Annotated in this window: 12 protein-coding genes; 6 read left to right on the top strand and 6 right to left on the bottom strand. The window is 71.8% G+C overall.

Annotated elements, in window-relative coordinates:
- The 3 genes from B9G38_RS12015 to B9G38_RS12005 form a co-directional block, all read right to left on the bottom strand.
- Window positions 1–1,095: DUF2891 family protein (locus tag B9G38_RS12015; RefSeq protein WP_086220518.1), on the bottom strand; the 1,095-nt coding region annotated here is incomplete at its 3' end.
- 111 nt (window positions 1,096–1,206) lie between these two features.
- A complete protein-coding gene (locus B9G38_RS12010) occupies window positions 1,207–1,665 on the bottom strand; it encodes an NOB1 family endonuclease (RefSeq protein ID WP_049930887.1) in 459 nt (152 codons plus the stop codon).
- A complete protein-coding gene (locus B9G38_RS12005) occupies window positions 1,665–1,910 on the bottom strand; it encodes a PRC-barrel domain-containing protein (RefSeq protein ID WP_049930889.1) in 246 nt (81 codons plus the stop codon). The genes B9G38_RS12010 and B9G38_RS12005 overlap by 1 nt, the downstream gene beginning before the upstream one ends.
- Before the next feature lie 191 nt (window positions 1,911–2,101).
- Between B9G38_RS12005 and infB the strand changes: the two genes are divergently transcribed.
- From infB to B9G38_RS11990, 3 genes are all read left to right on the top strand, one after another.
- Window positions 2,102–3,895, top strand: coding sequence for a translation initiation factor IF-2 (gene infB, locus B9G38_RS12000; RefSeq protein WP_086220517.1), 1,794 nt, complete (start codon window positions 2,102–2,104; stop codon window positions 3,893–3,895).
- A 41-nt stretch (window positions 3,896–3,936) separates the two neighbouring features.
- A complete protein-coding gene (locus tag B9G38_RS11995; RefSeq protein ID WP_049930893.1) occupies window positions 3,937–4,116 on the top strand; it encodes a hypothetical protein in 180 nt (59 codons plus the stop codon).
- Window positions 4,117–4,190: 74 nt separating this feature from the next.
- A complete protein-coding gene (locus tag B9G38_RS11990) occupies window positions 4,191–4,517 on the top strand; it encodes a hypothetical protein (protein WP_086220516.1) in 327 nt (108 codons plus the stop codon).
- 23 nt (window positions 4,518–4,540) lie between these two features.
- Here the strand turns inward: B9G38_RS11990 and B9G38_RS11985 are convergent, their stop codons facing one another.
- The 3 genes from B9G38_RS11985 to B9G38_RS11975 all read right to left on the bottom strand — a co-directional run bounded on the left by B9G38_RS11985 (window position 4,541) and on the right by B9G38_RS11975 (window position 7,744).
- Complete coding sequence (locus B9G38_RS11985) at window positions 4,541–5,116, bottom strand: hypothetical protein (protein ID WP_049930897.1); 576 nt, start codon at window positions 5,114–5,116, stop codon at window positions 4,541–4,543.
- 287 nt (window positions 5,117–5,403) lie between these two features.
- Window positions 5,404–6,471, bottom strand: a complete 1,068-nt coding sequence (locus B9G38_RS11980) for an mRNA surveillance protein pelota (RefSeq protein ID WP_049930899.1) — start codon at window positions 6,469–6,471, stop codon at window positions 5,404–5,406.
- Window positions 6,472–6,496: 25 nt separating this feature from the next.
- Window positions 6,497–7,744 carry a DUF4013 domain-containing protein gene (locus B9G38_RS11975; RefSeq protein WP_086220515.1) on the bottom strand — a complete coding sequence of 416 codons (1,248 nt, stop codon included), beginning with the start codon at window positions 7,742–7,744 and terminating at the stop codon, window positions 6,497–6,499.
- A gap of 238 nt (window positions 7,745–7,982) precedes the next feature.
- On the opposite strand from B9G38_RS11975, the gene B9G38_RS11970 reads away from it, so the two are divergent.
- The 3 genes from B9G38_RS11970 to B9G38_RS11960 form a co-directional block, all read left to right on the top strand.
- Window positions 7,983–8,402, top strand: coding sequence for a hypothetical protein (locus tag B9G38_RS11970; RefSeq protein WP_086220514.1), 420 nt, complete (start codon window positions 7,983–7,985; stop codon window positions 8,400–8,402).
- Window positions 8,399–9,334 (top strand): alpha/beta hydrolase, encoded by a 936-nt coding sequence (locus B9G38_RS11965; RefSeq protein ID WP_086220513.1) that lies wholly within the window; start codon window positions 8,399–8,401, stop codon window positions 9,332–9,334. Before B9G38_RS11970 ends, B9G38_RS11965 begins: the two co-directional genes overlap by 4 nt.
- A 76-nt stretch (window positions 9,335–9,410) precedes the next feature.
- On the top strand, window positions 9,411–9,668 hold a 258-nt coding region (locus B9G38_RS11960; protein WP_086220512.1), incomplete at its 3' end, for a thiamine-binding protein.

Here is a 9,668-nt window from a genome sequence, read left to right as displayed (position 1 = left end):
GGGGCGGGGGAGGGGCGAGCGCTGGGTCGGGGTGAGGGGTGACGGGGCGAGGGATGGTGGCCAGTCGGCCCCGGGGGGGTCGTGGGTGGGACGGTCGGCGGCCGGGGCTTGCGGGGGGGGGCGGGCGGCGTCGGCGAGGGGCTCCCGGAGCCGGTCCGCGGCCGGGCCGTCCCGCCCGTCGAGCGCGTCGGCCAGTCCGGCGAGACACCACGCCCGGGAGACGTTGAGCCCGATCAGGTGTATCGCGGCGCCGTCGCCCTCGTCGGGCTCCACGTCGACCGGCGAACACAGCGCGTCGTGCGGCGGCGCGGCGAGGTCCGGGAGGAAGTCGTCCAGCCACGACGCGAACGGGTCCGGGTCGAGGACGCGGCGCATGAGGTCCGCCTCGGTCAGCGCGGGCGAGACGAAGTCCCAACCGACCGGCTCCGCGCCGACGACCGCGGCGGTGTCGTCCGCGTAGAGGCGGCGCGCCGCAGCCGCGGCCTCGCGTTCGAGGTCGGCGTCGCCGACGACCCGCGCGTAGTCGAGCACGCCGGCGAGCGCGAACGCGGTGTTGCCGTGCGTACCGACGCGGTGAGCGCGGTCGATCCCGAGGAACGACTCTCGGACCCCCTCCCGGACCCGCCCTTCCAGCGGGCGGAGGGTCTCGCGCCACGCGTCGGCGCGCGGGTCGTCCCACAGGGCGAGCTCGGCGGCGAGGCGCAGCAGCCACGCCCAGCCGTACGGCTCCTCGAAGCCGGGGTTCTCGTCGAGGTACGCGACCTCGCTCGCGACGCTCTTGGGAGCCAGTCGCTCGTCGATCCCGGCAGCGATATCGGCCTCGTCCGGGTGGTGCGGGACGACCCGCAGCGCGCGGACGAGCGCCCAGTGGCTGTGGACCGCCGAGTGCCAGTCGAAACAGCCGTAGAAGACGGGGTGGTCCTCCGACGGGGGCGGCGGCGCCTCCGGCCCCTCGACGGCGCCCCGATAGTGGGGGTACTCGGTCTCGACACCGTCGAGCGGGTGGGCGGCGAGCGCGGTCGCGACCGCGTCGTCGAGCGCGTCCGCCCGCCCGGATCGGAGCGCGTCCGGCGACAGCTCCTCGAAGGCGTTCATGCCGGTCGGTCGGCGGGGCGCCTGTTCAATCGGTCGGTCGGGTGCGGACCGGTCGCACGCGGCTCGGGAGCGGGAGGGAACGACTCGCGCCGCGGCGCTCCGGCGGCCCGGTCACGCGGGGTTCTTCCGCGTCAGGTCGCTGCCGCAGATCGGACACCGCTCCTTGTTCTCGTCGAAGGTGCGGTTGCAGCCGACGCACTGGAAGCGCCACTCGCGCTCCTCGGTGATCCCATCGCGCTCGATGGGCTCGACCGGGAGGTCGAGCCGCTCGGCGACGTTCTGCATCGCGTAGTCGTCGGTGACGAGCGTCCCGTGAAGCTCCAGCGCGGTCGCGATGAGCCGGATGTCGGTGTCGGACAGCTCAGCGGCGTCGCCCGACCCCTTCGCGGCCCGGCGGACTCGGTCGACCGCCTCGGGCGCCGGGACGTGAACGGTCATCCCGGAGCCCTCCATCGCGTCGAACCGGAGCGCGACCTCGCCTGTCAGTTCGTCGTGGACCGCCGGGATGGAGACCACGTCCTCGTCGGTCGTGTACTCGTGGATGAACGCGGACGAGTCGAGGACCTGCATCAGCGGGCGACGACGATGTAGTCTTTCACCGCCTGTACGTTCGCGACCGGGACCCGGAGCCGCCCCATCTCGTCGACGTCGAAGTCGACGCGCTCGCTCCTGAGCTGCTCGTGCGGGCTGACGAGCAGGTGGTTCAGCTCGCCGGACTCGAGGTTCATCGTGATGTTGTACAGGTCCCCGAGCTCCGTGCCGTCGGCGCTCATCACCGCCTTCCCGGAGAGGTTCTCCGCGAGGATGTCGACCATACCCGCACGGTCCCGGGCGACGGTCTTAAACGCCACGGGCCGTCCGACGGGCGACCGACGCGGACGGGCTCGGCGCCGGGCGCTCGGTGACTGGGCACCGGTTTCGCCGCCGCGGATCACCGCGGCGTTTTGAAAGGCTTAACTGACGGCCGGAACGAATGGTGGCTATAACCTTCTCGGGGCGATCACATATGACCGACCACACACACGCGGACACCCTGCGAACCCCCATCGTCGCCGTGCTGGGTCACGTCGACCACGGCAAGACGAGCCTGCTCGACACGATCCGCGGCTCCGCCGTCAGCGAGGGCGAGGCCGGCGCGATCACCCAACACATCGGGGCGACGGACATCCCGCTCGACACCATCTCCGGCATGGCGGGCGAGCTGATCGACCCGTCCGACTTCGACCTCCCCGGCCTGCTGTTCATCGACACGCCGGGCCACCACTCCTTCTCGACGCTGCGCGCCCGCGGCGGCGCGCTCGCCGACATCGCGGTGCTCGTCGTCGACGTCAACGACGGCTTCCAGCCGCAGACGGAGGAGGCGATAGACATCCTCCGGCGGACGGGGACACCGTTCGTCGTCGCGGCCAACAAGGCCGACACGACGCCGGGGTGGAACCCGCAGGACGGCGAACCGATCCAGAAGAGCATGGAGGCGCAGTCGGAGCGCGCGAAGTCCATGCTCGACGAGAACCTCTACGAGATTATCGGCCAGCTGTCCGACGCCGGCTTCTCCGCCGACCTCTACTGGCGCGTCCAGGACTTCCAGAAGAACATCGGCGTCGTCCCGCTCTCGGCGCTCACCGGCGAGGGCGTCCCGGACCTCCTGACGGTCCTCATGGGTCTCTCCCAGCGGTTCATGAAAGAGGAGATGGCGATCGACGTCACGGGGCCCGGCGAGGGGACGGTCCTCGAAGTGAAAGACGAGCGGGGGTTCGGCGCGACCGTCGACACCGTCGTCTACGACGGCGTGATCCGGAACGGCGACACCATCGTGGTCGGCGGACAGAACGAGCCGATCGTCACCGAGATCCGCGCGCTGCTCCGTCCGCGGCCGCTCGCGGAGATCCGCACCGAGAAGGAGTTCGAGAAGGTCGGCGAGATCGGCGCCGCGGCCGGCGTGAAGATCGCCGCGCCCGACCTCGACCAGGCGATGGCGGGCGCGCCGGTCCGGGTCGTCCGCGACCGCACCGCCGATCAGGTCATCGAGGAAGTGAAGGCCGAACTCGCCGAGATAGAGGTCGAGACCGCCGACAACGGCGTCGTCGTCAAGGCGGACACGCTCGGCTCGCTGGAGGCGATGGCGAACGCCCTCCGCGAGGCGGAGGTCCCGATCCTGCGCGCCGAGGTCGGCGACATCGCGCCGCGCGACATCGCGGTCGCCGAGACGGCGAACCAGGACGAACACAAGGCGATCCTCGGGTTCAACGTCGACCTCCTCAAGAACGCGGAGACGGACTTAGAGAACGCGGACGTGAAGCTGTTCAAAAACGAGGTCATCTACCAGCTGGTCGAAGACTACGAGCGCTACGTCGAGGAGAAGCAGCGCGCGCAACAGGAGACGGTGCTGGACAAAGTGGTCCGCCCGGCCCGCTTCCGCATCCTCCCCGACCACACGTTCCGGCAGAACGACCCCGCGGTCGTCGGCGTCGAGATCATCTCCGGCACGCTCCAGAACAACCGCAACGTCGGCTACTTCGAGGGCAACGAGTTCGAGCGCGTCGGCGACCTCTCCGGGATCCAGAAACAGGGCGACGACGTCGACGAGGCCCGCGCCGGCGAGCGCGTCAGCATCGCTATCGACGGCCCGACCGTCGGCCGCGGCATCGAGGAGGGCGACACCCTCTGGACCGAGGTGCCAGAGAAGCACGCGAAGATCCTCGAACAGGAATTAAAAGAGGAGATCACCGCAGACGAGCGCGAGGCCCTCCAAGGCTACTTGGAGACGCGCCGGAAGCGCGACCCCTTCTGGGGGAAGTGACTCCGACAAGACTCTTGTAATCGGCGTCGCCACGTCTGCCTATGGTCTCCCGAGAGAACGCGGTCATCCTCCTGTTCATGGCGGCCGGCTTGGCGCTGGCGTACGGCGGTCGCGTCGCGACGGGCCTGAGCGACACCGTCCTGATCGGCGTGCTGATACTGGTCGGCGTCGTGGCGCCGCAGGCGGTGATTGGCTACCTCGACGCCGAGAACTCGGGGTGACGCGGCCCCGTCCCCTCCGAGCGCACCCGTCGATCGCGTGTCGCCGTTATGTGCGTCGAGCCCGTAACGGGGGTATGGAGACGACCGTGATCGAACACGACGGCGCGATGCTCGCGCGGCTGGAGGGCGACGACCGGGTGTTCGAGGTGCGCTTCGACGCGCTCGAACCGACCGACGTGACGCTGCGGTTCCGCCGCGACGGCGAGCGCGTCGGGAGCGTCTACAACGACGACGGCACGAAGCGAACGATGGCGCGCCTCACGACCGCTCGCGATGGGACCGACTTCATCGGCGTCGAGGTGCCGAAAGAGTTCGTCGCCGAGGTCCTGGACACGGCGCTTGAAACGGGCCGCGTCACCGACGAGACCGCAGCCGAGGGGTATCGACTCCGGGTGCTCTGAGCCGACGCGCCGCGCCCCCGGAGTCAGGCGTACAACAGGATGATCACCGCGACGAACGCCAACTCGCCGCCGACGAGCAGCGCGGCCAACAGCCAGGCCTTGTAGGTCCACAGCCACTCGCGGGCGTCCGCGAACCGGCTCCCGCCGTCCGCCTCCGAAGCGGCGCGGTACGCGGCGTCGACCCGCCAGCCCGTCTCCGAGTCGTACGTCGCTGGCACGCGGGTGCCGACGAGCTCGTCGACGTCGAGCGGCGAAACGCCCGCGGCGTCCAGAAATCCGAGGAATTCCTCGGACTCCTGAAGCGATCCGTCGCGGGGCGCGTCGAACCGCTCGGTGTGCGTGGCGTCGCCGTGCGGCGGACGCATCTCGACGACCACTCGGTCGCCGACCGAGCGTACCCGAGTGACGATCAGCGCGTTCTCCTCGTCGTTGAGGTACGCCTCGCGGAGCCGGCGCTTCACCTCCTCGTCGACGCCGGCGTCGTCGAGGTCGTCGGGGAGGGTCTCGGAGTCGGGGAACGCGTCGGCGTCCGCGTTGTCAGCGCCTTCGCGGTCGGCGGTCGTCGAGACGCTCTCGTCACCGCCGGATCGGTCCGCCATCGATCCGGGGTTGGCGACGCGTTCTGATAAGGTCACGGCCGCTCCCCGAACGCGATACGTGACTGTCGTCGCTACGAGCGACCCCCTGACCGAGCATAGCGAAGCCCCGGCCGCTCGGCGATGCGCGGTCACCGACCCGAGCACGACCGCCGAAGCCCCGGCCGCGCGCCTCACGCCTCCCCAGCCTCGTCGCTGGCGCCGGCGGCGCCAGCGACTCCCTCGCGCGTGCGGCTCGGCCGCGAGGCGGCCTCGCAGGCACGCGCCACCGCACCTCGACTGTCAGCCGCTCACTGGAGCCGGTAGCGTAAGATCGCGGCGATACCGCCGAGGTTGGCGAGCTGCTCGCCCGGCGCGAACTCCGAAGAGAAGACGACCACGTCGCCGCCCTGCTGCTCGACCGACTCGATCACCGCGTTCACGTCGATCTCCCAGTCGCCGTCCCCCTGCCGCTCCGTGCGGAGGCGCTCGTCGACGACGAGCAGCGTCTCGACCGCGCCGAACTCGGCGGCCTCGGCGGTGTCGTCCGGGCCGTACGTCGCCTTCTCGCCCGTCGCGATGTTCTCGGTCAGCTCGTCGATGAGGCTCGCCTCCTTCGAGATGCGGGTCTCCTTCTGGACCTCGTCGACCGCGCCGCGCTTGAGCACCTCGTGGACGCCGCGGTCGCCGGCCGCGGAGGTATCGACGGTGGTGATCCGGTCGGAGAGGTCGCGGAACTCCTCGTCGACGTAGTCGCGGGCGTCGTTCTTCGTGAAGCCGGGCCCGGCCAAGATTACGGCGTCGGCGTCGAGGTGCGCGAGCGCCTCGCCGAGTTCCGCGAACAGCTCCTCGCGGGGGCGAGAGAACTCGCCTTTGCCGGTCGGCTTCGTGAACGAGGCGTACTCCTCCGTGCCGTACTGCTGGACTGTGTGGACGTACGCCGCGCCCTCTTCCACGGTCGCGATGGCCACGTCGGGGTTCTCCGCGGCCTCGGTGGCCTCCTCCAACCGCTCCGTCTGGTCGGGCTTGAAGTGCTTCTCGACGGTTATCTCGTCGTGCTCCTCGACGTTGAGCGTGTGGTGGGCGTTGAGCTGGTCCTCCCGCGAGCAGCCGACGATGACGCCCGAGACGCGGAGGCGGTTGGCGAACCGCGCGAACTCCACGTCCTCCACCTGAAGGGTGACGAAGATGTGTTCGCGCTGCCCGCCGGTGTCCCGCATCTGGTCGTCGTTCCGCTGGATACGTCTGGTGGTGTCGCCCTCGACGAGGTCCCCGGGTTCGAGGACGTGCGCGAGGTGCCAGAGGTCGTCCACGTTCTCGGGGACCAGCGTGAGCCGTTCCCGGCCCTCTTCGCCGTACCCCCGCTCGGAGATGCGCATGTCCGAGCGTTCGCTCGGGACCGTATCAACTCTTGTCTTCCGCGTCGGAGAGCCGCGGCCCCCACACGAAGCCGCCGTCCGGGCCGGCGGCGTCGGGCTCGTCGGCGTCCGTCCCGTCCGGTTCGGCGGCGTCCGCGTTGACCTCCGCGGTCGCGTCGGCCGGGTCATCTCCGCCCTCGATCGGCACGGTTCGACCGGTCTGGACCGCGGCCGGCGGCTCGCTCCGCATCGGCCGCCCGCCGTCGCCGGACACGGCGGGAACCGACGGGGCGTCGCGTCCGCAGCCGACCTCGGCAGCCGCTGTGCCGCCCCGAGCCGCCACCTTGTCGCGAGTCTCCGTGCCGCCCCGAGCCGTCGCGTTGCCGCGAGTCATCGCGTCGCCGCGGGTCGCCGCGTCACCACGAGCCGTCACATCACCGTGCGTCGCACCCGTTTCGCGGAGCGCTCGGCCACCGGCGTCCGCGGCGATGTGAGCCTCCGTAACGCCCGGCTCCGTCCGGCTGTCGGGGCCACCCGCCATGGCGGCGGCCGCGCCCCGCCCGTAGAGTCCGTGTGCGACGACGCGGACGAGGAAGGCGAGCGCGACGCCGACGACCAGCGGCGCCGTCGGCGCCGCGACGGCGTACCCGACGGCGAGCGCCCCGGCGGCGAGCGTCCACCCGGTGGCGTACGGGCCCGTCGCGGCGATGTCGGCCACCGTCTGCGGACTCAACCCGTCCCTGAGCCGCCCGGAGGCGGCGAACGCGGCGAGCGCCGCCGGGCGGACGTACGCGAACGCGAGGAGGTACGCCCCGACGAGGGCGGCGACGACGCCGACGGCCGCGACCGCGACGACCGCCGGCCCTCCCGGCCCGAGCGCCGACTCGACCGCCGTCGCTGTCGCCGCCGGGTCGACCGGCCCCTCGATGAGGGCCGCGACGACGCCTCCGGCGACCGCGAGCCCCCCCGCGAGCGGCGCGAGCAGCGCCGCGGACAGCAGCACCGACTTGACGCCGTCTCTGACCAACTCCCCCCACGCGACCAGCGAGGGCGTGCCCGTCGCCTCACCGGTCTGGATCGCGCTTCGAGTCACCCGGACGAAGTACCCCCGCGCGACGAGCCACGGCGCGAGCGCGACCGGCGCCGCCGCGGCGACCGCCGGGCTGACGAAGAGGACGCCGACGAGCCACGCCGGCGTCAGCACCCACGCCAGCAGGCTCACGGCGCCGCCGACGAGGACGACGCCCGCGGTGTCGTCGGTTCGGGTCAGCGCCGTCGCGGCCGCGGTGAGCATGTGACTACACACAGGAGCGGGAGCAGCATAAATGGTCTCCGGCCCGAGCGTTTATACCACTCCACGGGTTACACCAAGTTGGCCGCGCGGGACAATCGTGTGCCTCTGACAACCTATCTGCGGCCGCCACTCGGCGGTCGTCCCCCGCCCGCGGCTTTCGTCTGACCGTACCATCCCAGCGGCGTCGCCGCCGCCGTGTGCCGGTACCGATTTATTCCGCCCCGCCGACGGATCGGGTATGACCGGCGACGAGCGGACGGCCGATCTGGAGCCGGAACTCAGGAGCTACGGCGTCAGCGTCGAGTCGATCGACGGGGGCGACCCGCTGGAGCTGACGTACATGACCGCGTTCCCCGGCCGCGAGGTCCACCGCGGCGAGAGCGGGCGCGCGCTCAACGCGCTCATCGACCGCGCGGAGGCCGACGAGTGGGACCCCGTCCGCGTCGAGGGCACGGTCGTGCGGTCTCCCGGCGATGTCCTCGGGACGTGGCACGCCGAGGCGGAGTGGTTCGAGGCGCTCGCGAGCTACGAGATCTCCGAGACGGAGTTCTCGGCCCGTGTGCTCGACACACTGAACGAGACCGAGGCGGAGGGCGAACCCCCGGGCGCGTCCGGCGGACCGGACGCGTCCGAGGCGGATCCGGAGGGCGACCGGTGACCCGCCGACATCCCGTCAACCGAGCGCAGCGCCGCCTCGCGCGCCCGGCCCGAGAGCGGTTCGCCACCCGGGCGGTCGCGTTCGACGCCGACGGCGCGACCTGTCGCGGGACGCTGTACCTGCCCGGCGGCGACGCCGACGACCCGCCGATCGTCGTGATGGCGCCCGGGCTCGGCGCGGAGCGCACCTTCGGTTACCCGGCCGTCGCGGAGCGGTTCGCCGACGCGGGCTACGCTGCCCTCCTCTTCGATCACCCGGAGTTCGGCGAGTCGGACGGCGACTCGCAGACGGTCGACCTCGCCCGCCAGCGCGCGGCGTACGAGGCCGCGATCGACCGCGCGGGCCGCCTCGACGACGCGGGCGACGACCTCGTGTTGTGGGGCGCGTCGCTGTCGGCCGCGCACGTCCTGACGCTCGCCGCGGAGCGCCGGGACGTCGACGCGGTCGTGGGCCTCGTCCCGATGCTCGACGGGCGCGCGATCGCCCGCCGACGCGGCGGGCAGTACCTGCTCCGCTCCGGCATCGCAGGGCTCCGCGACCTCGTCGGGCACCGGGTCTGTCGCGGTCGCACCGTCCCCATCGTCGGCGGGACGGACGAGCGCGCGGCGATCACGGAGCCGGGGACGAAGCGGAAGTACCTCGACCTCGTCGACCGCGAGTCGGCGTGGCGCAACGAGACCCCCGCCCGGTCGCTGCTCGGGCTCGTCGGCTACCGCCCCGTGACGCGACTCGACGAGGTCGACGCGCCGACGCTGCTGCTCGCGGGGACCGACGACAACATCGTTGACGCCGAGTCGGTCGCGGACGCCGGCGAGCGGCTCTCGCGCGGGACCGTCGTCACCATGCCCGCCGACCACTTCTCGGTGCTCGGCGACGACTTCGAGGGCGCGATCGGGCACCAGCTCTCCTTCCTGCGCGACGCGCTGGAGTAGGTCGCCGCGGGAGAGGCGAACTCGGGCGTCGTCGCCCGCGCGACCGCTTAAGTGAGTCCGCGGCGCATCCCCGCCCATGACAGCCATCGCGATGCTGAGCGTCGCCCCGGTGGTCGAGGAGAGCATGGCCGAGGAGGTGGCGGCCGCCGTCGCCGCGCTCGACGACTTCGACGTGAGCTACGAGACGAACCCGATGGGGACGGTGATCGAGGCCGACGACGCGGAGACGCTGTTCGCGGCCGCGGCGGCCGCCCACGACGCCGTCGACGGCGACCGCGTCTCGACGGTGCTCAAGATCGACGACAAGCGGACGAGCGACGGGACCGCCGCGGAG

The sequence above is a fragment of the Halorubrum sp. SD612 genome (assembly GCF_002135005.1).
This window is presented reverse-complemented; position numbering and strand designations above follow the sequence as displayed.

Bases quoted from the DNA above. Each gene is read 5' to 3' on its own strand.
- B9G38_RS12010 (WP_049930887.1), bottom strand. From the start codon at position 1,665: ATGCAGGTCCTCGACTCGTCCGCGTTCATCCACGAGTACACGACCGAC.
- B9G38_RS12005 (WP_049930889.1), bottom strand. From the start codon at position 1,910: ATGGTCGACATCCTCGCGGAGAACCTCTCCGGGAAGGCGGTGATGAGC.
- infB (WP_086220517.1), top strand. From the start codon at position 2,102: ATGACCGACCACACACACGCGGACACCCTGCGAACCCCCATCGTCGCC.
- B9G38_RS11995 (WP_049930893.1), top strand. From the start codon at position 3,937: ATGGTCTCCCGAGAGAACGCGGTCATCCTCCTGTTCATGGCGGCCGGC.
- B9G38_RS11990 (WP_086220516.1), top strand. From the start codon at position 4,191: ATGGAGACGACCGTGATCGAACACGACGGCGCGATGCTCGCGCGGCTG.
- B9G38_RS11985 (WP_049930897.1), bottom strand. From the start codon at position 5,116: ATGGCGGACCGATCCGGCGGTGACGAGAGCGTCTCGACGACCGCCGAC.
- B9G38_RS11980 (WP_049930899.1), bottom strand. From the start codon at position 6,471: ATGCGCATCTCCGAGCGGGGGTACGGCGAAGAGGGCCGGGAACGGCTC.
- B9G38_RS11975 (WP_086220515.1), bottom strand. From the start codon at position 7,744: ATGCTCACCGCGGCCGCGACGGCGCTGACCCGAACCGACGACACCGCG.
- B9G38_RS11970 (WP_086220514.1), top strand. From the start codon at position 7,983: ATGACCGGCGACGAGCGGACGGCCGATCTGGAGCCGGAACTCAGGAGC.